This is a genomic window from Empedobacter brevis, assembly GCF_965118635.1.
GTDB lineage: Bacteria > Bacteroidota > Bacteroidia > Flavobacteriales > Weeksellaceae > Empedobacter > Empedobacter brevis_A.
The window spans coordinates 1-24324 of record NZ_CBCPHV010000014.1; the positions used below are offsets into that span (position 1 = coordinate 1).

Annotated in this window: 24 protein-coding genes; 15 read left to right on the forward strand and 9 right to left on the reverse strand. The window is 30.3% G+C overall.

Going from position 1 to position 24324, the window contains the following annotated elements:
* A partial coding sequence (locus ACMHJW_RS13060; protein ID WP_413533852.1) for an NUDIX hydrolase occupies nucleotides 1-394 on the forward strand: 394 nt, incomplete at its 5' end.
* Here ACMHJW_RS13060 and ACMHJW_RS13065 read toward each other — a convergent pair.
* Genes ACMHJW_RS13065 through greA form a run of 4 tightly spaced genes read right to left on the reverse strand, consistent with a single transcriptional unit; the run spans nucleotide 391 to nucleotide 2242 of the window.
* The gene (locus ACMHJW_RS13065; protein ID WP_413533853.1) at nucleotides 391-774 is read right to left on the reverse strand and encodes a hypothetical protein; all 384 of its coding nucleotides are present in this window, start codon (nucleotides 772-774) and stop codon (nucleotides 391-393) included. The two genes, ACMHJW_RS13060 and ACMHJW_RS13065, sit on opposite strands and share 4 nt — an antisense overlap.
* Complete coding sequence (locus ACMHJW_RS13070; protein WP_413533854.1) at nucleotides 775-1344, reverse strand: DUF2892 domain-containing protein; 570 nt, start codon at nucleotides 1342-1344, stop codon at nucleotides 775-777.
* A gap of 3 nt (nucleotides 1345-1347) precedes the next feature.
* Nucleotides 1348-1740: an HIT family protein gene (locus tag ACMHJW_RS13075; RefSeq protein WP_413533855.1), complete on the reverse strand. Its 393-nt coding sequence runs from the start codon at nucleotides 1738-1740 to the stop codon at nucleotides 1348-1350.
* Nucleotides 1741-1762: 22 nt separating this feature from the next.
* A complete protein-coding gene (gene greA / locus ACMHJW_RS13080; RefSeq protein WP_413533856.1) occupies nucleotides 1763-2242 on the reverse strand; it encodes a transcription elongation factor GreA in 480 nt (159 codons plus the stop codon).
* A gap of 133 nt (nucleotides 2243-2375) precedes the next feature.
* Between greA and ACMHJW_RS13085 the strand changes: the two genes are divergently transcribed.
* The 6 genes from ACMHJW_RS13085 to ACMHJW_RS13110 all read left to right on the forward strand — a co-directional run bounded on the left by ACMHJW_RS13085 (nucleotide 2376) and on the right by ACMHJW_RS13110 (nucleotide 8203).
* Nucleotides 2376-2825, forward strand: a complete 450-nt coding sequence (locus ACMHJW_RS13085) for a hypothetical protein (protein ID WP_413533857.1) — start codon at nucleotides 2376-2378, stop codon at nucleotides 2823-2825.
* A 208-nt stretch (nucleotides 2826-3033) separates the two neighbouring features.
* Entirely contained in the window at nucleotides 3034-4326 is a 1293-nt protein-coding gene (eno, locus tag ACMHJW_RS13090) for a phosphopyruvate hydratase (RefSeq protein ID WP_413533858.1), read from the forward strand.
* Nucleotides 4327-4405: 79 nt separating this feature from the next.
* Nucleotides 4406-5689: a citrate synthase gene (locus ACMHJW_RS13095; protein ID WP_413533859.1), complete on the forward strand. Its 1284-nt coding sequence runs from the start codon at nucleotides 4406-4408 to the stop codon at nucleotides 5687-5689.
* 131 nt (nucleotides 5690-5820) lie between these two features.
* The gene (locus tag ACMHJW_RS13100; protein ID WP_413533860.1) at nucleotides 5821-6489 is read left to right on the forward strand and encodes a sterol desaturase family protein; all 669 of its coding nucleotides are present in this window, start codon (nucleotides 5821-5823) and stop codon (nucleotides 6487-6489) included.
* Between the two features lie 38 nt (nucleotides 6490-6527).
* Nucleotides 6528-7436 carry a M28 family metallopeptidase gene (locus tag ACMHJW_RS13105; RefSeq protein ID WP_413533861.1) on the forward strand — a complete coding sequence of 303 codons (909 nt, stop codon included), beginning with the start codon at nucleotides 6528-6530 and terminating at the stop codon, nucleotides 7434-7436.
* A gap of 248 nt (nucleotides 7437-7684) precedes the next feature.
* Nucleotides 7685-8203 carry a DUF421 domain-containing protein gene (locus ACMHJW_RS13110; RefSeq protein ID WP_413533862.1) on the forward strand — a complete coding sequence of 173 codons (519 nt, stop codon included), beginning with the start codon at nucleotides 7685-7687 and terminating at the stop codon, nucleotides 8201-8203.
* A gap of 204 nt (nucleotides 8204-8407) precedes the next feature.
* Here the strand turns inward: ACMHJW_RS13110 and gcvP are convergent, their stop codons facing one another.
* Nucleotides 8408-11263, reverse strand: a complete 2856-nt coding sequence (gene gcvP / locus ACMHJW_RS13115) for an aminomethyl-transferring glycine dehydrogenase (protein WP_413533863.1) — start codon at nucleotides 11261-11263, stop codon at nucleotides 8408-8410.
* Nucleotides 11264-11510: 247 nt separating this feature from the next.
* Here gcvP and hisE point away from each other — a divergent pair, with 247 nt between their 5' ends.
* Genes hisE through ACMHJW_RS13130 form a run of 3 tightly spaced genes read left to right on the forward strand, consistent with a single transcriptional unit; the run spans nucleotide 11511 to nucleotide 13329 of the window.
* Nucleotides 11511-11837, forward strand: a complete 327-nt coding sequence (gene hisE, locus ACMHJW_RS13120; RefSeq protein ID WP_413533864.1) for a phosphoribosyl-ATP diphosphatase — start codon at nucleotides 11511-11513, stop codon at nucleotides 11835-11837.
* Between the two features lie 18 nt (nucleotides 11838-11855).
* Nucleotides 11856-12632 (forward strand): M48 family metalloprotease, encoded by a 777-nt coding sequence (locus ACMHJW_RS13125; RefSeq protein ID WP_413533865.1) that lies wholly within the window; start codon nucleotides 11856-11858, stop codon nucleotides 12630-12632.
* 16 nt (nucleotides 12633-12648) lie between these two features.
* Nucleotides 12649-13329 (forward strand): TPM domain-containing protein, encoded by a 681-nt coding sequence (locus ACMHJW_RS13130; protein ID WP_413533866.1) that lies wholly within the window; start codon nucleotides 12649-12651, stop codon nucleotides 13327-13329.
* A gap of 442 nt (nucleotides 13330-13771) precedes the next feature.
* Here ACMHJW_RS13130 and ACMHJW_RS13135 read toward each other — a convergent pair whose 3' ends face one another.
* A complete protein-coding gene (locus ACMHJW_RS13135; RefSeq protein ID WP_413533867.1) occupies nucleotides 13772-14173 on the reverse strand; it encodes a thiol-disulfide oxidoreductase DCC family protein in 402 nt (133 codons plus the stop codon).
* A 72-nt stretch (nucleotides 14174-14245) separates the two neighbouring features.
* Between ACMHJW_RS13135 and ACMHJW_RS13140 the strand changes: the two genes are divergently transcribed.
* Nucleotides 14246-15634, forward strand: coding sequence for an HTTM domain-containing protein (locus ACMHJW_RS13140; RefSeq protein WP_413533868.1), 1389 nt, complete (start codon nucleotides 14246-14248; stop codon nucleotides 15632-15634).
* 43 nt (nucleotides 15635-15677) lie between these two features.
* Entirely contained in the window at nucleotides 15678-16181 is a 504-nt protein-coding gene (locus tag ACMHJW_RS13145) for a DUF2314 domain-containing protein (protein ID WP_413533869.1), read from the forward strand.
* A gap of 66 nt (nucleotides 16182-16247) precedes the next feature.
* On the opposite strand, the gene ACMHJW_RS13150 is transcribed toward ACMHJW_RS13145, so the two are convergent.
* Nucleotides 16248-16679, reverse strand: a complete 432-nt coding sequence (locus tag ACMHJW_RS13150) for a DUF4844 domain-containing protein (RefSeq protein ID WP_413533870.1) — start codon at nucleotides 16677-16679, stop codon at nucleotides 16248-16250.
* 4 nt (nucleotides 16680-16683) lie between these two features.
* Nucleotides 16684-18816: a Tex family protein gene (locus ACMHJW_RS13155; protein WP_413533871.1), complete on the reverse strand. Its 2133-nt coding sequence runs from the start codon at nucleotides 18814-18816 to the stop codon at nucleotides 16684-16686.
* A 317-nt stretch (nucleotides 18817-19133) separates the two neighbouring features.
* Here ACMHJW_RS13155 and ACMHJW_RS13160 point away from each other — a divergent pair, with 317 nt between their 5' ends.
* Both ACMHJW_RS13160 and ACMHJW_RS13165 read left to right on the forward strand, forming a co-directional pair.
* Complete coding sequence (locus ACMHJW_RS13160) at nucleotides 19134-19556, forward strand: acyl-CoA thioesterase (RefSeq protein ID WP_413533872.1); 423 nt, start codon at nucleotides 19134-19136, stop codon at nucleotides 19554-19556.
* 54 nt (nucleotides 19557-19610) lie between these two features.
* Nucleotides 19611-20816, forward strand: a complete 1206-nt coding sequence (locus tag ACMHJW_RS13165) for an RsmB/NOP family class I SAM-dependent RNA methyltransferase (protein ID WP_413533873.1) — start codon at nucleotides 19611-19613, stop codon at nucleotides 20814-20816.
* Nucleotides 20817-20855: 39 nt separating this feature from the next.
* On the opposite strand, the gene ACMHJW_RS13170 is transcribed toward ACMHJW_RS13165, so the two are convergent.
* Nucleotides 20856-23069, reverse strand: a complete 2214-nt coding sequence (locus tag ACMHJW_RS13170) for an OmpA family protein (protein ID WP_413533874.1) — start codon at nucleotides 23067-23069, stop codon at nucleotides 20856-20858.
* Between the two features lie 250 nt (nucleotides 23070-23319).
* On the opposite strand from ACMHJW_RS13170, the gene ACMHJW_RS13175 reads away from it, so the two are divergent.
* Nucleotides 23320-24186, forward strand: a complete 867-nt coding sequence (locus ACMHJW_RS13175; protein WP_413533875.1) for a cupin-like domain-containing protein — start codon at nucleotides 23320-23322, stop codon at nucleotides 24184-24186.
* Nucleotides 24187-24324: the final 138 nt, after the last annotated feature.

Consider the following 24324-nt stretch of genomic DNA (forward strand, 5'->3'; position numbering starts at 1 on the left):
AGAGCATAAAGGAAAGCTATTGGTAATTCACGAACCGTTTCAAGGAAATTTAATTTATAAGTTTCCCGGAGGAGGATTGGAATTTGGTGAAGGAACAAAAGATTGTATTAAAAGAGAAATGATCGAAGAATTGAACTTGAAAGTAGAAGTTCATGAACATTTTTATACCCAAGATTTTTTTGTATTGAATGCTTTTGATCCTACTGAACAGGTTTTATTGATTTATTATAAAGCTTCGATTACAGCTAAAGAATTAGCTAAATTGAAAGTGTTAGATGCGGATATTAATGAATTACTATGGTTATCGAAAGAAGAATTGGATGCTGATAAATTTACTTTAGATGCGGACAAGGTTGTAGTAGATATGTATAAAGAAGAAAACTTCGAATCTTAAGATTCGAAGTTTATTATTTTTTGATCATCAAAATACTGTATAATTGCGTATTTCATCAATAATGTTTGCTCGTTTGTTTTAAGTGGTGGTAAATCTTCCAGTAACTCAAAATGTGGCCAACCATCAGGATCTAAACCATCGAAACGGTAAAAACCAAAAGGTTCTAATACACGACAAACTGCAATGTGCAACAAATTTAGTTTATCATCTTTTTTGAATCGTTTTTTTCCTTGTCCTAATTCTTGAACACCAATTAAAAAAAGAATTGTATCTAAATCTGGTCTTTCACCATCTGTAAAATTTTCTTTGAAGAATTCTTCAATCAGCTTCCACTTATTTGTGTTTGATGATGATTCTTCTGTAAATTTTGATATATCCATTTAGAATTTACGTCCTTTATGACGCATATGTGGGTTTTGTAATTGCGAATTACTTACGTTGAAACGTTTCATTTGCTCACTCATCATTTTTATTTGATCAGTAAACATTCCTTTCGAATCGTTTTTCTTCGCTTCTTTTATATAACCTTCAGCTTCTTTCTTTTTACCTTTAGACATTGCAGCTCCAGCCAAAGATAAATTAGCCATAGCTCTATCATGATCAAAAGATAAACCGTAGTTCAAGGCTTCTCTCATATATTTTTCTGAAACCGAAACATTGTCTTGCGCTTCAGTAATTCCCATCATGTAGTGGTAATATCCCATTTGTTTAGGAATTAATTCTGATGATGGATTTTTAATTTTTTGTAACCATTTTTTCGCTTTTGCCATATCCTCTTTACGTAAAAACCAGAAAGCTAACAATATGTTTTCATTTCTGAAATAAAATATAATAGGGAATACAGCGATTAATAACGAAACAAATCCCCAACCGTATTCGCGAATACTAAACAAAAAGATTGCTAAAGAAATTAATACAGCGGATATTACTAATTTAATGTATTTGTTCATCGATTATAAATATGATTTAATATTATCTGCAATCTCGATCATTTTTTCGGCAGATAATTGAAGTTTTGGATTTGAGAAATTGATATCTTGCGTTGTATTTAGAGGAACCAAATGCACATGTACATGTGGTACCTCTAAACCAACAACAGCTATACCAACTCGTAAACAAGGTATTGCTTTTTCTATAGCTTGCGCAATTTCATAAGAAAAGTCCATTAAACCTAAATAGGTTTCTTTGTCTAAATCGAAGATTTTATCAACCTCTTTTTTCGGGATAACCAATACATGACCTTCTACCAAAGGAAAAGCGTCCAAAATAGCGATATAGTGATCGTTTTCGGTAATTTTGTATGATGGTATTTCTCCGTTTATAATTTTAGTGAAAATGCTTGCCATATGTTTTTTAATTTTTGAAATCTTAGTCCAAAGATATTTCTAAAATTTCAAAATTTAAAGTCATTCCGTTAGGTAATGTAATTTCTGCAACATCTCCTAGTGATTTTCCTAATAATCCTTTTGCGATTGGCGTATTTACAGAGATGCGCATTTTAGCTAAATCTGCTTCAGATTCTGGTACAAGTGTATAGATTAATTCTTGTCCGTTAGCCGTATTTTTTATTTTAACTTTTGATAATATAGATACTTTTGAATGATCTAATTTAGATTCATCAATCACTCTAGCGTATGCAACTACTTCTTTCAATTTAGCAATTTGCATTTCTAACATTCCTTGAGCCTCTTTTGCAGCATCGTATTCTGCATTTTCAGATAAATCTCCTTTATCACGCGCATCAGCAATTTGTTGCGAAATTTTTGGACGCTCAAAAGTTTCCAACTGATGAAGCTCTTCACGCAACTTTTCTAATCCTTCTTTCGTTACATATTGTATATTTGCCATAGCAATAATGTTTAATTAATTTTTTATTAAATAGGTCTTATAAACTAAATAATCCTACACATATCACTAATATGCGCAGGACTATTTACTTATTGTATTACAAAGATAGTAAAAAAAATACAGCAAATTAAAAATGAAACAATTTATTAAAACGATTCTAAATAAGCTTATTCTGGTTTGTGTTTTCGCAAGTCTATTTCAGGCCTGTAGTTCTGATGATGGTACAGTAAGTTGTGTACCTAATACTACTGTTAGAGCATCTATTAATCCTAATTTAATAGAATTCGCTGATCTTAATTCAAGAAATTGGGTTTATTTAAATGGACCATTAACTGGTACGAGAGGACTAATAGTAGTAAAAACTGCTTCTGGTTATAAAGCTTTTGATCGTAATGCACCACATATTTGTCCAGGTGATAAAACAACATTAGTAGTTAAAAACGATTGGATAATAGAGTGTGAAGCTGATGGAGCTAAATGGATGTTAACAGGAAGTCCTATAGAAGGGACGAAGGCTGATAGGCCTATGAAAGATTACCGTGTTGAAGTAATAAATGGGACAATCTTTATTTCTAATTTCTAATTAAAAATTTCTAATTATTTTTTGAATTCATTCAAAAAATAATAATATTTGTAAGCAATGGATTTGCATTCATTTATTATGCATGCATAATTTTTAAAAATACTTTAAGAATTAAATTATTTTTAAAAAAAGGTAAATTCGTTGTAAAGATTACTCAAATCCATTATTTTTGGTAAATCAAAATTTTATCAATTAAAAAATATTAATAATGAGCATTATTTCGCATATCCATGCAAGACAAATTTTAGATTCTCGTGGTAACCCAACTGTAGAGGTAGATGTATATACAGAATCAGGTATTTTAGGACGTGCAGCTGTTCCATCAGGAGCATCTACAGGAGAGTATGAAGCAGTAGAATTACGCGATGGTGGTGATTTATACTTAGGTAAAGGAGTATTAAAAGCTATCGAGAATGTAAATGAAGTGATTGCTCCAGAATTAATTGGTTTTTCTGTTTTTGAACAAAATTTAATCGATCAAGTAATGATTGATTTAGATGGAACTGAAAACAAAGCTAAATTGGGTGCTAATGCAATTTTAGGAGTTTCTTTAGCAGTTGCAAAAGCAGCAGCAGAAGAATTAGGTTTACCATTATTTAGATACATAGGAGGAGTTAATGCAAACACATTACCTGTACCTATGATGAATATCGTAAATGGAGGATCTCACTCTGATGCACCAATTGCTTTCCAAGAGTTTATGATCATGCCAGTTCAAGCAGAATCATTTTCTGATGCTTTACGCAAAGGAACTGAAGTTTTTCATGCATTAAAGAAAATTTTACACGACAGAGGTTTATCTACTGCAGTAGGTGACGAAGGTGGTTTTGCTCCAACTTTTGAAGGAACAGAAGATGCTTTAGATACAGTTATTTCTGCAATAGAAAAAGCAGGTTATAAAGCAGGTGAAGAAATTATGATTGCATTAGATTGTGCATCATCAGAATTCTACCACGATGGAAAATATGATTATACAAAATTCGAAGGAGAGAAAGGAGCTATCCGTACTTCTGCAGAGCAAGCAGCTTATTTAGCAGAATTAACAGAGAAATATCCAATTATTTCTATCGAAGATGGTATGGATGAAAACGATTGGGAAGGTTGGAAAATCTTAACAGATAAAATCGGTAAACGTGTTCAAATTGTTGGAGATGATTTATTGGTAACGAATGTAACTAAATTAGAAAAAGCAATTGATGCTGAAACAGCAAACTCTATTTTAGTTAAATTTAATCAAATCGGTACATTAACAGAAACAATTAAAGCAGTACAAATGGCTCAAAATGCTCGTTATACAGCTGTAATGTCTCACCGATCTGGAGAAACAGAAGATGCAACAATTGCAGATTTAGCAGTAGCATTGAATACAGGACAAATCAAAACAGGTTCTGCTTCTCGTTCAGATCGTATGGCTAAATACAATCAATTGTTACGTATCGAAGAAATTCTTGGAGAAACAGCTATATTTCCAGGACTTAAAGCTTTTAAAATTAAGCGATAAATTGCTTTAAGCTGATATTTATCAGACTTAATTTAATAAAAGAATTGTAAATTACGCTATAAATAATATAAACTATAAAATGTCAGATAAGGTAATATTAAATTACAATGGAAATGAGTTGGAGCTACCAGTTACAACTGGATCAATGGATGAAAAATCTATTGACATTTCTAAGTTAAGAAGTGCTACTGGATTAATTACAATGGATCCGGGGTATAAAAATACAGGGGCATGTGAATCTAAAATTACATTTTTAGATGGTGAAGAAGGAAAATTGATGTACCGTGGATATCCTATTGAACAATTAGCAGAAAAATCTTCTTTTGTAGAAGTAATGTATTTGTTAATCAAAGGAGAATTACCTACACAATCTGAGTTAGATAAATTTATAACAGATATTAATGAGTACAACTACGTGTCAGAAGATTTAATCAAAATCTTAGATGCATTCCCAAGTTCTGCTCATCCAATGGGAGTATTAACTTCTTTAACAGCTGCTTTATCAGCGTTCAATCCAAAAGTTGTTGATGTTACTTCTCCAGATGATATGTACAAAGCTGCAGTTACTTTATTAGGAAAATTTCCAGTACTTGCATCTTGGACACAAAGAAAAATAAAAGGATTACCAGTTAACTACTCTAACGATAAATTATCTTACGTAGAAAACTTTTATCAATTATTATTCAAAAAACCGGGTCAAGAATTAGAATTAGATCCTGTAATTATTGATGCAATTGATAAATTATTAATCTTACATGCAGATCACGAGCAAAACTGTTCTACATCTAGTGTACGTTTAGTAGGTTCTTCTCATGCAGGTTTATTCGCTTCTATTTCTGGTGGTATTTCAGCTTTATGGGGACCTTTACATGGAGGAGCAAACCAAGCTGTATTAGAAATGTTAGAAGCTATCAAAAATGATGGTGGAGATGTTGAAAAATACTTAGCTAAAGCAAAAGATAAAAACGATCCTTTCCGTTTAATGGGATTCGGACACCGTGTTTATAAAAACTTTGATCCTCGTGCGAAAATCATCAAAGTTGCTGCTGATAACGTTTTAGAAAAATTAGGCGTTAATGATCCTATTTTAGATATTGCGAAAAAATTAGAAAAAGCTGCCTTAGAAGACGAGTACTTCAAATCAAGAAACTTATATCCAAACGTAGATTTCTATTCAGGAATTATCTATAAAGCATTAGATATCCCTACAGAAATGTTCACAGTAATGTTTGCTGTTGGACGTTTACCAGGATGGATTGCTCAATGGATGGAAATGCGCGAAACGAATCAACCAATTGGTCGTCCTCGTCAATTATATACAGGAGCACCATTACGTGATTACGTTGAAATTGAAAAAAGATAATAAAATCTTATTCATCATACAATCCGAAAATCAAATTTTGATTTTCGGATTTTTTTTACAATTAATTTTTACAGATTGCTTGTTTAGAATATTCTAAAGCCTTATTTTTAAGTAAATTAAATTTTATAACCATGAAATTTGAGAAAATTCATAATAAAGGTCAAGCACAAATATTCGAAAACAAATATCTCGAAATGTTGACAAAGGGACATCCCGCAGTTATTTGGGGCATGTACATTCCATTACTTTCCTATTGTATTTATTATGGAATTTCTCGCTACAATTTACCTACATTAACAGTTGTTTTTCTTTTTTTTGGCGCAATGTTATTTTGGACATTGTTCGAGTATTTTGCTCATCGTTATCTCTTTCATTGGACAGCTGAACAAGAAAGTCTAAAACGAATTGTTTATATTTTTCATGGAAATCATCATCATTATCCGCGAGATAAACAACGTTTGTTTATGCCGCCTGTTCCAAGTATTCTTTTAGCATCAATTATATTTTTCATTCAATATTTAATTTTAGGGAAATATACATTTGCTTTCTTTCCTGGCTTTATGATTGGCTATTTATTATATGCATCAATGCATTATTTAATTCACGCTGTCGCACCGCCATTCAAGTTTATGAAACCACTTTGGCGTAATCATCATTTGCATCACTATAAAAATGAAGAATTAGGTTTTGGAGTTTCCAACACGTTTTGGGATCGTATTTTCGGAACGATGTTCGACTTGAAAAATGAAAAAGAAGACAAAGAAAAAGTAAAAGATTTGATGTTTGAGAAAAAACGTTAATTTTTTGTATCTTCCGTCAAATTAATCACATAAAGAGAATGAAAAAATATACTTTACTTGCAATAGGATTACTTGCTTTCAATCAAGCTAACGCGCAATATTCTAAAGAAAATCAAAAGAAATATGTAGAAGAATTAGCTTCTGATACCATGAAAGGTCGAAAATTTGGAACAGCCGAAAATCGTTTAGCAGCTGAATTGATAGCAGAAAAATTCAAACAAAATAAATTAAAACCTTGTGTTGGAGATTCATATTTAATCGAATTCGAATATAAAGGGAAAAAAGGACAAAATGTTTGCGGAATAAAAGAAGGAAAATCGTCTGATATTTATGCTGTAGGAGCACATTTTGATCATGTTGGAACAGATGATAAAGGAGATGATAAAATTTTCAATGGAGCAGATGATAATGCAAGTGGAACTTCTGCTGTAATGGCTTTATCTGATTATTTCAAAGATAAAAAAGTAAAACAAAGCTTAATGTTCATGGCTTTTGATGCTGAAGAAATTGGTTTAGTCGGTTCTAAAATGTTGGTTGAAAATAAAGATTTTCAAACTTATTTACCAAATATGAAAGTAATGTTGAATTTGGAAATGATCGGAACTGTTTCGGCTTTCGGAGCAGGAAAAGTATATATGACAGGAAGCGATCGTTCAGATTTAATGAGTTTGATGAATAATAATTCTACCAAAACATTCAAAGTGGAGAATGATCCTTATTTAAAACAACAATTATTTTTTCGTTCAGATAACGTAAACTTTGTCAATCATAAAGTGGTTTCGCATTCGCTTTCTTCTGTAAACATGGAAAACCAAAATCATTATCATCAAAAGAACGATGAAATTTCAGTAATTAATTTTGATAATTTATCTGAAATTACACAAGGAATTGGACATTCTTTATACGAAATGATGAAGAAAAATGAAGCTCCGAAATATAACAATTAATGGATAAAGCAATTAATATAGTTAGTGGAGTAGTTATTGCAATTTTATTGCTAACCTTTTTATCAGAAAATTTCTTTCCCATAAAAGGTTTTGAATTAGTCTATCAGAAAAAGTTTTATTTAGTAATTATCTATTTAATTTTAAGAATTTCGAGAATTTATATACTAAAAAAATCAAAATAAATTTTAAATCCGTTCCAATTTCAGAACGGATTTTTTTAGTACCTTCTCTTTTATTAGAACAAATTTATGGAAGATTACTTAGGAATAATTTTGCGTTGTATTTCGGTTTATGTGTTTATGTTGGTTGCACTGAGAATTTTTGGTAAACAACAATTATCGCAATTGAATACAGCAGATGTTATTTTGATTTTATTGATTAGTAATGCGGTGCAAAATGCAATGGTTGGCGCCGATTCCAGCTTATTAGGAGGTTTGATAGCTGCTGCGGTTTTGTTTCTTTTAAATTTTATAGTGAAAAGAATTTTACTGAAAAGTAAATTAATAGGAAACTTAATCGAACAGAAACCAGAGATTTTGATTAAAGATGGAAGAGCTGATTTTGCGATGTTGGCTAAATTAGGAATTGATGCAGAAGAATTGGATGAAGCCATGCGTGAACATGGTGTACAATATATAAAAGATGTAAAATTGGCAATGATGGAAATTGATGGAAATATTTCGATTGTTACAGTAGATCAAACCCAATTTAAAGAGACCATTTATAAACGAAAACATAATCGCAAAAATTTACAAGGCCCTAATTAACAAGAGATGGAAAACAATTTAGTAAACGGAATTCCCTTTCTATTCCTAAGAATAAATCATCCGAATATAATCAAATGAAGTTTTCTGCGGATAAATAAGATTAAGATTTTACGGATGAATTATTTAAAGATTTATACAAATAAAAAAATCGCTCCGATTTCTCAGAGCGATTTGCTATATTAAAGTTTATTTTAAATCACTTTATTAATCCATATATGCTTCGATAGGAGCACAAGTACAAATTAAGTTACGATCTCCGTAAGCATCATCAATACGAGAAACAGATGCGAAGAATTTACGTTCACGAACCCATTCTAGAGGATATGCAGCTTTAGAACGAGAGTAAGGATATTCCCACTCGTCAGCCGTAATCAAATGAATTGGGTGAGGCGCATTGTGTAATACATTGTTGTCAACTGGATAATCTCCATTCGCAATTTCATCAATTTCTTGACGAATAGAAATTAATGCTTCACAAAAACGATCTAATTCTGCTTTGTTTTCAGATTCTGTAGGTTCTACCATCAATGTACCAGCAACAGGGAAAGATACAGTTGGAGCATGGAATCCGTAATCAATTAAACGTTTTGCAATATCAGTTACTTCGATTCCTGCTTTTTTGAATGGACGACAATCTAAGATAAATTCGTGTGCTACTACATTATTTGCATTTGTATATAAAATATCAAAATGTTTCTCTAAACGAGTTTTCATGTAGTTTGCGTTCAAGATTGCAGCTCGCGTTGCTTTTAATAAACCTTCTGCACCTAACATCAAAATGTAAGAGTAAGAAATAGGTAATATAAATGCAGAACCATAAGGAGCAGCTGCGAATGTATTTTTAGCTTCTTTTCCTCCTGTTTCGATTAATGGAGAAGATCCTAAGAAAGGAGCTAAATGTGATTTTACACAAATTGGTCCTACACCAGGTCCTCCACCTCCGTGAGGAATAGCGAATGTTTTGTGTAAGTTTAAGTGACAAACATCTGCACCAATATTTCCAGGAGAAGTCAATCCAACTTGTGCATTCATATTTGCACCGTCCATATAAACTTGTCCTCCGTAAGCGTGAATCATTTCAGTAACTTCTTCGATATTGCTATCAAAAGCTCCATAAGTTGATGGATAAGTAATCATCAATGCAGCTAAGTTATCTTTATGTTTTTCACATTTTTCTTTCAAATCAACTAAATCTGTTTCGCCAGATTCTAAGTTCTTCACTACAACAACTTGCATTCCTGCCATTGCAGCAGAAGCAGGGTTAGTTCCGTGAGCAGATTGTGGAATTAAAACTACATTTCTGTGTTGTTCTCCTTTTGATTCGAAGTAAGAACGAATAACCATTAATCCTGCATATTCTCCTTGTGCACCAGAGTTAGATTGCAAAGATGTTGCATCAAAACCAGTAATTACAGCTAAATAATCTTCTAAGTTTTTGATTAATGTTTGATATCCTTCTACTTGATCTTTTGGTGTGAAAGGGTGAACATTTCCCATTCTTTCCCAAGACATGTGCAATAATTCTGTTGCCGCATTCAATTTCATTGTACAAGAACCTAATGCAATCATAGATTGATTTAAAGCTAAATCTTTACGTTCTAAACGTTTGATGTAGCGCATTAATTCTGTTTCTGTATGATATAAATTGAAGTTTTCGTGTGTTAAGAAATCAGAAGTTCTAATTAAATCTTCTGGTAAATAACAATCATCTACTTCAAATTCGAAACCATCTTCTGTATTTTTAATTGTAGCAAAAACACTCAAAATTTCGAAAATATCTTCTTCAGAAGTCATTTCGTCAACTGTAATCGAAATTTTTCCTTTTTCGAATCCATTCACATTGATTTCTTCTTCTTCAAAAATCTTCACGATTTCGTCAGAATTTTCAACTTCAATTTGAATTGTATCGAAGAAAGAAGTGTTTACTAATTTAAATCCTAAATGTTCTAAACCTCCGTGTAAAACAGCTGCTTTAGTATGGATTTGATCAGCAATAAATTTTAAACCATCTTTTCCGTGGTAAACCGCATAGAAAGAAGCCATAACAGCTAATAATACTTGTGCTGTACAAATATTAGAAGTTGCTTTTTCGCGTTTGATATGTTGTTCGCGTGTTTGCAAAGCCATACGTAATGCATATTTCCCTAAACGATCTTGAGAAACACCAATTATACGTCCAGGAATTACACGTTTGTATTCTTCTGTACAAGATAAAAATGCTGCGTGAGGTCCACCATATCCCATTGGAATACCAAAACGTTGAGACGTTCCAATTGCAATATCAGCTCCCCATTCACCTGGAGGTGTTAATAACGTCAATGCTAATAAATCTGTTGCAACAGCAACTTTTACATTAACAGCATTTGCTTTTTCTATAAAAGATTTATAGTTATTAATTTGTCCACCTTTTCCAATATATTGAACGATTGCTCCGAAGAATTCCTCGTTTAATTCAGTTGTTTCAAAGTTTCCTACAACTAATTCAATTTCCAAACCTTGTGCTTTTGTTTCTAAAACTGCAATAGATTGAGGAAATAAATTATCTGCTACAAAAAATTTGTTAACATTATTTTTCTTTTGATCACGAGAACGAGATTCCAATAACATGTGCATTGCTTCACCACATGCTGTACCTTCATCTAATAAAGAAGCATTTGCGATAGGTAAACCAGTTAAATCAGAAATAACAGTTTGGAAATTTAATAAAGCTTCTAAACGTCCTTGAGCAATTTCTGCTTGGTAAGGTGTATAAGCTGTATACCATCCTGGATTTTCAAGAACATTACGTTGAATAGGAGCTGGTAAAATTGCACCATAATATCCATATCCAAGGTAATTTTTTACTTTTTTATTTTTCGAAGCAATATCAGCTAGATGATTAATCGCTTCAAATTCTGATAATGCTTCTGGTAAATCCAAAGCATTTTTCAATCGAATGTTTTGAGGAACCGTTGCCTCAATTAGAGAATCAATAGAATCTTGTCCAATTACAGAAAGCATTTCAGCTGCTTGCTGCGCATTGTTTCCAATATGTCTAATGGAAAAATCGTTTGTGTTCATTGTGTTTGCGCTATGTTTATTTTCGCGTAAAAATACGTTTTTTTCTCTTAAAATAAAAGCGAATAACAATCTTAAAAATTAATAAAATGCACACATATCGATTTAATTTTTATTAAATAAATGTGAATAAAAACATATTATTTCTTCAAAAAAATAATAATATTGGCAACAAAATTGAGGTTAATTATTCAGTAGAATTTCTTAAATTTATTCTACGTTAAAAAAAATCTAGCAAACAAACGGTTTTATGGAACTTAATAAAAAAACTTCTGAAGTCAAAAAAGAAAAGAAATTTCCATTTCTAAAGAAATTGGAAATGATGATGGAAGAAGCAAAATTAGAGGATGCGAAAAAATCTAAAATGAAACGTGTTCATAAGAAAGGAAATTCGCAAATCGCTAAAAAAATGGGAGAAGAAGCTGTTGAAATGGTTATTGCTTCGGAGCAAGATAATGATGAAAATTTTTTAGAAGAATCGGCAGATGTTTTCTTTTATTACTTAATGGCTTTACATGCTCGTGGTTTTGAACTAAAAGATGTTTTAGAGATTTTAAAGAAAAGACATAAAAAATAATAAATTTCGAAAGAAAATATGCAAAAAGGCGGAACGTCGTTAAAATTAATAATTGCAGCTGCGATTGTTATTTTTTCGCTTATAAAATATTTTTCTTCTTCTGAAGTCAATGAAATTACAGGCGAAAAGCAATATATCTCATTAACCAAAGACGATGAAATTGCAATGGGAATTAATTCTGCTCCGCAAATGGCTCAAGAGTTTGGTGGATTATCACGAAATAGACAATATCAAGAGCTGGTAAAACGTGTAGTAGCAAAGGTTGTAAATGATAGCGATGCGCACAAAACCAACTATCCTTTTCAGTTTTATGTCTTGGCAGATAATCGTACTGTAAATGCTTTTGCTTTGCCAGGCGGACCAATTTTTATTACCGAAGCATTGTTGTCGCGTTTGCAAAACGAAGATCAATTGGCAGGAGTTTTAGGACATGAAGTTGGTCACGTAATTGCGCGTCATAGTGCTGAACAAATGTCTAAACAAGAACTTTCGCAAGGAATTGCAGGAGCAGCAGGTGTTGCAGCGGGAGATGCGAATTCAGCTTATTATGCACAAGTTGTCGCGAATATGGTGAACATGAAATATGGACGTGATGATGAATTAGAATCCGATGATTTGGGCGTTAGATTTATGATTCAAGCAGGTTATAATCCAGAAGCATTGATTGGTGTAATGGATATTTTGGAAGAAGCTTCAGGAGGAAGTCAAGTTCCAGAATTTCAAAGTACACATCCATCGCCATCAAATCGTCGCGAAAAAATAAAAGCTGCTATAGAGAAATATAGAAATCAGTAGATTTTAATTCGTTATAATGATAAAAAAAATACTTCTATCAGTTCTTTTATTTGCAAATATTACATTTTCTTATGCTCAAGATTATAATCATATCAGCAAAGAAATTTGTAAATCAATAACAAAAGACCAATCATTATTAGGAAAAATAAAATTTCCTGATTTTAGAGACTATATTAAAATTGATGCTGATAAATTTCTAATATCAGATGTAAATGTTTTTCAGTTCAATTTACAAAAGAGTTTGATTAAAAATTGTACTGAATTTTCTTTTATAGAGAATTATTCTTTGGTTCCGTTTTCAAATATTGTTGATTTGGAAAAAGTCTTTAATAGAGAAGATTTAGCTGAACTTGAAAAACAATTAAAGGAAATTCAAAAGAATAATAGTTTTCAGTTATTTATAATTTCTACGAATGATTATTTTCCAAATGAAAATATAATAGATTATTCATTTTCAATCCTTGATAACAATAGTTCAGATCTGTTTCAAAAGGGAAATATGATAATTGTCCTCAATTTAAAATCAAGAGAAGTTAGAATTTCGACGAATGATATTGCACGAAATATAATTTCTGACGATTTTTCTCAAAAGCTAATTGATGAAGTAATTGTTCCAAGATTTAGTGAGAAAAAGTATTTTGAAGGAATTAATGAAGCTATTGTAAAAATTAATGAAAGAATACTTGTGGAAGATTAAATAATTTAAACAGAGTTAATAAATTGAAAGTCCATTTTTCTTTTCTTGAAGTATTATATCTAATTCAATTAATCTGTTGTTTTTTATTTATTAAATACACAGATGGATTAGGATATATGCAAGGAAATGATTTTTATTATACTTCTCAATTACAATCTTCTGGTGATGAAGATGAAGTTTCAATTTATAGTTTAGGATTGGTAACAATACTATTTTTATTCATTAGCATTCTTTCAAAAAGGAAATATAGAGTATTAGCATTTTATTTGTTGTTTGCTTATTTCTCACTGTTTCTAATTCAAATGGCGGAAATAGATTCAACAATACTGAATGGAAACTTTGTTTTCTTGATAATTGTAGTTATAAATCTTTTTTTGACTTTTTATTTTTGGGTAATCCTTTTCCGAAAAATTAAAAAATATGTGAATCAAAAAGTTTAAAATTAATCTAAAAATTTAGCTTTCAATTCTGGAGTTGGTAACCAACAACTTTCCTGTTTTCCAAACCAACGATAACGATTTTTCGCAATAAGACTATAAACCAAATCACGTAAAGGTTTTGGAATGATCATAAAAATAGTCAACCAAGAAATTATTCCGTCCAAATATTTTGCAATTTTTAGTGCAGCCGATGATTTTGTATAGAATTTATCATCTTCAATAAAAACAACAGAATCAAATTGTGTTGCGTTTATGTTATTTTCTTTCAAGAAATTTTGTCCAAAATCAGATTGTAAAGAAGCAAACTGAAATTGATTTTTTTTGTCATGTTCAATCACAAACTGAACAGATTGATTGCATAAATTGCAAATTCCATCAAACAAAATAATTTTCCTTGTTTTCATACAATAAATATAAGGTAAAAGTAGCTAAACTCTAAAGGTTATTTTTAAATTAGCAGAAATTAACAATCAATCATGTTTAGTGAATATTTATTCCGAAAAGTAGATAATTCTCCACTTGTAATTTTCCGAATAATCTTTGGTTTATTAATTGTAGCAGAATGTTGGGGAGCCATTTTTACAGGTTGGGTACAAACAAATTTTGTAGAACCGCAACTTACATTTTCGTTCATTGGTTTCGAATGGACAAATGTATTCTTGGGGCAAAATATGATTTATTTGTATGTGCTTATGGGAATTTTAGGATGGAACATTGTGTTTGGTTTTACTTACAGATTTTCTATCATTCTATTTTCTATTTTGTGGTCGCTAACGTACTTCATGCAAAAAACAAGTTATAACAATCATTATTATTTGTTTATGCTGGTTTCGTGGATGATGACTGTAATTCCTGCGCATCATTTCTTTTCGATAGATAGTTTGATTTTTCCAAGGATAAAACGATTAACCATGCGCAATTGGGTACCAACATTATTTATTATTCAATTGTTGATTGTGTATACTTTTGCTGCTTTTGCAAAGGTTTATCCAGATTGGTTCAACGGAGTATTTCTACAAATGAAATTTCATCAATATGGAGATTTATTAAGTAGAAAATATAACCTTGTTGGTTTAGGAAAAATTGTGAGTAGTTTAGAATTTGCGCAAGTTTTTGCTTGTGCAGGATTTATTTTTGATTTATTGATTATTCCAGCCATGTTAATGAAAAAAACGAGAGGAATAGCCTTCAAATGTGCTGTATTTTTCCACGTTTTTAATTCTGTAGTTTTCGGAATTGGAATCTTTCCATTTTTTGCTTTAGCAATGTTAATTTTCTTTTACGATCCTATTAAAATCCAAGAAATTGTTTTTCCTAAAAAATCATTTATGATGGATCGTTCCGATGATGATAATTTATTGACAACTCGTCGTGTTATGTTTTCATATTTGATGTTTTTCTATGTGATTTGGCAAATTTATTTACCAATTCGTCATTATTTTATTCCAGGAAATGTTTTTTGGACAGAAGAAGGTCATCGTATGGCTTGGCGAATGATGTTGCGTAATAAAGCTGGTGAAGTTGTTGTCTATGTTTCGAAACCAGATCCGCAGAAAAAAGGGAAATATTTAAAACGAGAAAAAGTAGATTTAACTAAATATTTGACCTTTAAACAGATTGCAAAAATGTCGTTTAGCCCAGATATGATGTGGCAATTTTCGAGATATGTAAAGTACGATTATGAAAAAAATGGTATAAATGATGTGAAGGTTTTTGTCGATGCAAAAGTTTCTGTAAATGGCAGTAATTATTATCAATTTACAAATCCGAATTATAATTTAGCATATACAACATGGAGTTATTTTGGTCATCAAAAATGGATTCAGCCTACACCAAAAGAATTGAATTTATCATATTTTGAATAAATTTATGTAACTTTATAAGACAACAATCAAAAGAAATATTAGTATGAAATATACATTATTCGCAATAGCTTTTTCAGCTTTATTATTTTCTTGCGGAAATAAGGAAAGTGCTGGTGTAAATGCTTACAAAGGCATGGATAAACAAAAGGAAGAACAAAAAGATTTGGATAGTATTGGAAAAGAAGCACAACAAACATTTGATGATTTCAAGTTGGCGCTATCGATGAAAGATACAACAACAACAAATTTTATGATTCAACAAAAATATTCAATTCCAAAATCTGATTTAAAAGAAGGAATATGGATAAGTGATATTGTAAATAATAATGATACGTTGAAAGGTGTTGTAAACAGTCAAGTGCAATATATAAAAGACATTAAAATTGGTGATACAATTACAATTGATCCTAATAAAATTGGAGATTGGATGTATTATAAAGCCGACAAGATGATTGGCGGTTTAACTATAAAATATATGCGTAGTAAAATGACGCCAGAAAATCGTGCAAAATACGATGAACAATTTAAAGTAAAATTTGAAGATTAATTTCTTCCAAACAAGAATAAAATCAAAAATGCAATCTTTCGTTAGATTGCCTTTTTGATTTTAAAATTATTTTTTTGTTGGATCAAAACCATAAACATAATGATTGAGGAGTCCATTTGAACTTTCGAGATTAACAATGTCCATTAATTCTTCGATATAATTTGCAACTCTCGTTCTATCTTCAGTATCTAAGTCATATTTTTCAATCGATTTTAAAATACTTTCAATTGCTTTAAGGTATAGTTCTTCAGTAGGATTTTTACTATTTTGAATAAATTCGAATGTTTCAGCAAGTTTATTTATTTCTTTCGTCAGATTAGATTGAATATTTTTATTTTTTAATCCTGGATAAAATAGAGATTCATCTTTATTAAATTTATCGTTTTGAATAAATTTTTCAAACATTTTTTCAGAATTTTTATTAGTCGATTTCTCCTGCGCACAAGAAAAAATACTTAAATTGAATAATATAAAATATAGAATTGAAATTGTTTTCATATTCCTAATCAATCAAAGATAATTGAATTTTACGTTTTTCAGTATCAATTCCAATTACAGTTACTTCAACTTGTTGACTTAAATGTACTTTCGAATTAACATCTGAAATGAATTCATTCGAAATTTTAGAAATATGAATCAAACCATTTTCTTTAATTCCAATATCCACAAAACAACCAAAATTTGTAATGTTATTGATGATTCCAGGAACTTTCATGCCTAATTGCAAATCTTCAAATTTCTTTAATCGCTGATCAAAACTAAAAACTTTAGCTGTAGAACGAGGATCTAAACCAGGTTTTTCCAATTCTTTTTTAATGTCTTCTAAAGTTGGTAAACCTACTTTTTCTGTAATATATTTAGTTAAATCCAGTTGATTAATCAATTCTTTATTTTGAATTAAATCTTTCAATTCAACTTTTAAATCTTTTGCCATTTTCTCAACAATTGCATACGATTCTGGATGAACAGCAGAATTATCCAAAGGATTTTTTGCATTCGGAATTCGTAAAAAAGCAGAAGCTTGTAAGAATGCTTTTTCGCCCAAACGAGGAACTTTTAGCAATTCTTTTCTCGAATTAAAAGCTCCATTTTCACTTCGATATTCTACAATATTTTCAGCCATTTTTTCGCCAATTCCTGCAACATAATTTAACAAATGTTTGCTCGCTGTATTCAGATTTACGCCAACTTTGTTTACACAGAAAGAAACAACATCATCCAGTTCATTTTTTAATAAAGTTTGATCGACATCGTGCTGATATTGACCAACTCCAATCGATTTTGGTTCTATTTTTACTAATTCAGCCAAAGGATCTTGTAAACGACGACCTATAGAAATAGCACCACGAACAGTAATATCTTTATCAGGGAATTCGTCGCGCGCAATTTTGGATGCCGAATAGATCGAAGCTCCAGCTTCATTTACAATAAAAACTTTAAGCGGACGATCAAATGCAATATTCTGAACTAAGTTTTCTGTTTCGCGAGAAGCTGTACCATTTCCAATCGAAATTGCATCTATATTGTAAGCATTGACAAGCGATTTTAATTTTTTTGTTGCCTGAACTTTTTCGTTTTGCGGAGCATGAGGATAAATATTTTCATTGTGCAACAAATCGCCTTGCTCATCCAAAACAACAACTTTACAACCCGATTTATAACCAGGATCTATTGCCAAAATTCTTTTTTCTCCCAAAGGTGGAGCTAAAAGCAATTGATTCAAGTTTTTTGAAAAAACATTTACAGAGGTTTCATCTGCTTTTTGTTTTGCTTCTTTCAAAACTTCATTCGAGATTGAAGGTGCCAAAAGTCGTTTGTACGAATCTTTTATCGCTTCTTCAATAATCCATGAAATTTCTGGTTGAATAGATTTTATTAAAGTATATTCAAGAAATTTGAAAGCTTCTTTTTTATCAATTGATACATTTAATTTTAGAAAACCTTCGTTTTCGCCACGTAAAATTGCTAATAATCGATGAGAAGCAATTTTTTTCAACGATTCTTCATATTCAAAATAATTCGAATATTTAGTCGAATCTTCATCATCTACTTTAGTTTTTACAAGTTTACTTTCGATCAAAGCTGATTTTCTGAAAATATCTCGTAAACGATGACGAACGTATTCATTTTCATTAATCCATTCTGCAATAATATCTTGCACTCCAGCAAAAGCATCTTCGATGCTTATAACATCTTGATTCAAATATTTTTTTGCTAAAATATCTAAATCAGGAATATTATTTTGTTTCATGATAATTTTAGCCAAAGGCTCCAAACCTTTTTCTTTTGCTATTGTAGCGCGAGTTTTTTTCTTCTTTTTATAAGGAAGATATAAATCTTCTAATTGAACTAAATCAAAACTTTTCTGAATACGCTGTTGCAATTCAGTACTCAATTGATTTTGCTCTTCCAAATTTTTTAGGATAAACTCTTTTCGCGAAATAATATCATTGTATTGCGTTTGTAGTTTCTTAATAGCAGAAATTTGAACTTCATCAAGATTTCCTGTAACCTCTTTTCTATATCTCGCAATAAATGGTATAGTGTTATCTTCATTTAAACAATTTACGGTATTGTTGATTGATTTTTCTGAAATAGAATTTAAATGTTGATGAATGTATTGAATCAAATTCATGTTAAAAGTTTGGTCTTGCAAATTACTATTTTTCACAAAAATAAAAAAAAGAGGTTTTGTTTATATAGGTCGTATTTATTATAAATATTTTCCTATTCAAATACTTGTTTTTTGCATGTAAATATTGCTATTATATTTAATGAAAAAAAATAATAAAAATTTTTTAAATAGTTTTTGGTGTATTGTAAATTATTTTTAACTTTGACCTCAGGTAGTAGAGAGTAAGATTGATTTTTTTTAATGTTAAATTTACACTTACTGGTGTAAGTTTTTTTTTATACAACTTTCTTATATTTGAGCAAATTATATCTTCAAAAATGGCTCGTATAAAATTAGACTTTTCAAACGATTTTTTATTTTCAACAATAATTCTTGTACGTATAACAGATCTTAATTATGGTAATCATTTGGCAAATGATAAAGTTCTGTCAATTATTCATGAAGCAAGAATTCAGTTTTTTCAACATTATGGATATTCTGAATTAGATTTTGCTGGAGCAAGTGTTATTATGGCTGATGTTGCGATCGAATATAAAAATCAAGCTTTTTATGGAGATGAATTGTTGGTGGAGATTGGTGTAAAAGATTTTTCTCGCGTAAGTTTTGATTTAGTTTACAAAATTTCAACAAAATATAAATTAATTGCAAAAGCCAAAACAGGAATTGTAACCTTCGATTATCAGCAAAATAAAGTGGTAGAAGTTCCTCAAATAATAAAAGATCTTTTTGAAGTTGTATAATCTTATAAATTAATTACGCTAATCATTTAAGTCTTTGTAAATTTGCAACGAGTTATGAAGATTTTACCATATAAAAATTTATTTGTCGGAATTACCGATACATTGCAACAAATTTTCTTCGAAGGGAAATATGCAGATAAAGAAGTTGAACGAACATTAAAATCGAACAAGCAATGGGGAGCGCGCGATCGTGCTTTTATTGCCGAAACGGTTTATGATTTAGTTCGTTGGAAACGTTTGGTTGAAGGAGCTATGAGTCGCCCACTTTCACCTGAAACAATTTGGGAGTTTGTAGGAACTTGGTTTGCTTTAGATCCAGAACAAACGTTACCAAAATGGGAAGAATTTCAGAAAATCTATCCAAAAGAAGTTTTAAAAAGACATCATCAATCTTCTAAAAATGTTGCAGTAGCAGAATCATATCCAGATTGGATGTTCGAATTAGGAGAGAAGTCATTAGGAAATCGTTGGTTAGATGAAGTGCATGCAATGAACTCGCAAGCACCAACTGTTTTGCGTGTAAATTCGTTGAAAACTGATCGTAAAACATTGCAAAAAGCGCTGAAAGAACGTAGAATAAAATCAAAAGTTTTATCAAAATATCAAGATGCTTTAGAGCTTGAAGAGAAAACAAATATTTTCCGTACAGATGAATTTCAGAATGGTTGGTTCGAAGTTCAAGATGCAGGATCACAATTAATCGCTCCATATTTGCGTGTGCAACCAGGAATGCGAGTTGTTGATGCTTGTGCTGGAGCAGGAGGTAAAACATTGCATTTGGCTGCTTTGATGGAAAACAAAGGACAAATTATTGCAATGGATTTGTACGATTGGAAATTGAAAGAATTGAAACGTCGTGCAAAACGTAACAATGTTCAGAATGTACAAACAAAGGTAATTGAAGCAAAAACAATCAAACGAATGGAGAATTCTGCCGATCGTTTATTGATTGATGCGCCTTGTTCTGGAATGGGAGTTTTGAAACGTAATCCTGATGCTAAATGGAAATTAAGACCAGAATTTATTGATGAGATTTTAGCAACACAAGAAAAAATCTTAGCTGATTATTCTAAAATTATTAAAGTTGGAGGAATGATGGTTTATGCAACTTGTTCTATTTTACCACAAGAAAATGAGCAACAAGTAGAAAAATTCTTGAAAAATCATCCAAATTATAAATTGATTTCAGATAAAATGCATTATCCTTCTCAAACAAATTACGATGGATTTTACATGGCTTTGATCGAAAGAATTTCGTAAGCTAATTAGTATAAAAATACAAAAAGACTAAGTGAGAACTTAGTCTTTTTTGTTACTATAATTTTTTATTTTAAATCGAACTCGTCTATTTTCAAAATTTTTCCAGTCAATACAATTTGTTGCAGGATTACATTCTTTGTGTTTCAATTCAGAAAAACCTTTTGCGGCAACTGTAAAACGATTTTTATTTAATCCTTTTTCTACTAAATATTTCAGAACCGCATTTGCTCTTCGTTGTGATAAATCGAAATTGTAAGATTCCGTTCCAAAAGCATCTGTATGTCCTTCTATTATGAACGAATGCGAAGGATTTCGCTTCATAATCATAACAATTTCATTCAATTTCGGGAAATCAACCGTTCTAATTTCAGTTTTATCAAAATCAAATTCAACCGTTTCCATTAAATAATTAGAAAAATTTTGTACATAATTTCCAATTTTTTCATCCGTTAAATTATTCTCTGGACAACCATTCCCAAAGCGATTTCCTTTTACATATGGACATTCATCTTCAATATCCATAACGCCATCGCCATCTGAATCATAATCATTATTGAAATTTTCAATTTTTCCTTTCTGAATCAATAAATTATAAGGAGTTGAGATATTGAAATCTATTCCAATTTTTTCAATTTCTTTGCGATATCGTCCATCTTTTTTACACATTTCACCGCAACGTTCTTCATCTTTCAAGAGATAATCAATTTTTTGTTTTGCCCAATAAAACTTAATTGCTTCTACAAATTCACTTGAATTTGGTTCATTAATTTCAAAGTTTTGAATGAAATTTTCGTTCGATTGATTTCCAATAATTTCTATTTTTTTTGGATAACGACGATTACAATCGCGCGAAACAAAATTAATTGAGTTTTGAGCTAAATAAGTATTGAAGTTTTTAGGAAATGTTTCGTTGAGGTTGATTTGCGAAGATTGAACTTTTAAATGATAAACAGAAGAATTTAAAATTGCTTGCTCAAATTGGGTTATTTTTTTATTCAATTCTTTCGGTTCATTTACTGTAATAGGAAGCGTTCCTGTTGCTAAGCTAAGAAAATTCATTGCACGATAATTTAGCTCTTTTCCGATTCCTAATGTTATAATTTGTGTATCTTTTGAATAGTTTCGAAGCGAATTATAAACCGATTCATTCAAATTCATTGCGCCATCAGAAATGATTGCAATTATTCGTTTGTAATTTTTATCGAAAGGGTTTTTCTGAATTTGTTCAATTGCTTCATCCAATAATTTTTCTCCATTTCCATTCAAAGAATTTATCTTTTCTAAAGCTAAAGCGATATTTTCTTTTGTCGGAAATACAGATTCTTTGAAAAATAATTCATTTTTCGTGGAATAAACTAAAATATTGAATTTGTCTGTTTCGTTTAGATTTGGAAGGATTTTTTTTATTAATTTTTTCGTCACTTCAATTGGTTGATTCATCATCGAGCCAGAAGCATCTAAAACGAACAAAAATTCTCGTGGAGCATTATATTTAGATGGATTATTTGCAGGTTCTAATGTTCCTAAAATGTAATCGCAACCATTTTCGGTAAACGTTTCAATTCCTGTTTGATTTTCATTTTTTGAATAAGAATATTTAATAAGAGGAATTTTTTTATCCGAAATTTGAGCAACATAAGTTTCTTTATTTTCTTTTGAAAACTTCAAATCTGAACTAATTTCTGTTAGTGGAAAATTGCCTGAAAGATGAATTTTCGAATTAATATTTTTCGGAAAACCATTCAATTCGTTGTTCCAACGATTAATTTGTGTAAAAGATTCTGTTCGTTTAGTTATAAATTCAGGAAAAGAAAGCTGATAATTTAATTTATCTTCTTCTACAATTTTCGAAACTTTTAATTGAATTTTTATCTTAGCATTCGCAGGAATTTTTCCTAAATCTAATTGTAGAAATTGATTATTTTTCTGATTTCTAAAAACCGTCGAAGCATCAATACTTTTTAATTCTTTTCGAATATCAACAATTGATTTGGATTGAATTTCGAAAACTTTGTTGTTTACAAAAGCCTTTAATTCAAAAATGTTTTGCGAAGATTGATAAGGATAAATAAATCTTGCTGAAACTTCTTCTTTAGAATTGTTTTGATAAGTGAAAACGCTATTCAAGTTTCCCAATAAATGATGAAAATTGTAGTTATTTTCGAGTGAAAGCGCTTCTATTTTTTCAAAATCTTCATCATTTTTTAATTCTAAATATGGGAAAATTTCTTGCGCACAACAAAATATATTCATCAGAAAAAGAAAAATAAAAAAAAGTAGATTTTTTGCCTTCAAAGAATTGATTTTAAAAATTCAATGTAAAGATAATGAAAGAATTGATGTATTCTCTAGCATAATTTATTGTAAAGTTTGATGTATATTTAGAGAATCATTAAATAAGAATTAATTATTAAATCATATTTAAAAAAGATTGGTTTAATAATTGTATAACTCATATTTAACAAAAAAGTTAAGTAAATTTGCACTTTATTTTACATAAAAGATGAATTTTAATTTCACAGAAGTTGAAAGAATAGAGAATATTTCTGCAAAAGATTTTCAGAAATATTACGTTAAACCTCAAAAACCAGTTGTAGTAGAGCGAATTACAGAAGATTGGCCTGCTTATGAAAAATGGAATTTTGAGTATATCAAACAAGTTGCAGGCGATAAAGTCGTTCCTTTATATAATAATGATCCGGTTGATTATACAAAAAAAGTGAATGAACCTGTCGCGAGAATGAAAATGTCTGAATATGTTGATTTGTTGCAAAGTGAGCCAACAGATTTGCGTATATTTTTGTATAATTTGATGAGTCAAGTTCCACAATTGCAACAAGATTATAGAATGCCAGATTTGGGATTAAATTTATTCAAATCTATGCCAATGTTGTTTTTTGGAGGAGAAGGATCAAATGTTTTTATGCATTATGATATCGATTTGGCTAATATTTTACATTTTCATTTTGCTGGAGAAAAACGTTGTATAATTGTTCCGCCAGAAGATACAAAATATATGTACAAAATTCCTCATTCAGTAATTTGTCGAGAAGATATAGATTTTGATAATCCAGATTTTGACAAATGGCCAGCTTTGAAGAATATAAATCCGATGGTTGCAGATTTGAAACATGGCGAAATGCTTTACATGCCAGAAGGTTGGTGGCATTATATGAAATATTTAACGCCAGGTTTTTCGATGAGTTTGCGTTCATTGGCACATAAACCAAAGAATCTTTCAGAAGCCATTTATAATATCTTTTTGATGCGTACCTATGATAATGTGATGCGAAAAATAAAAGGAAAAGCTTGGATTGATGAAAAAAATGAACGAGCAATTACTAAAACGAATAAAATAATTGTGAAATAAACCACAATTTTTAGAAAAATTTTCTAAATGAAGGAACGTCTGTTGAAAGATGTTCCTTTTTTATTTTACTGTCCTAAAAAGATATAAATCAACATCTATTTAATTTTCATTTTTTAAAATTTCGATTGATATTTGTAG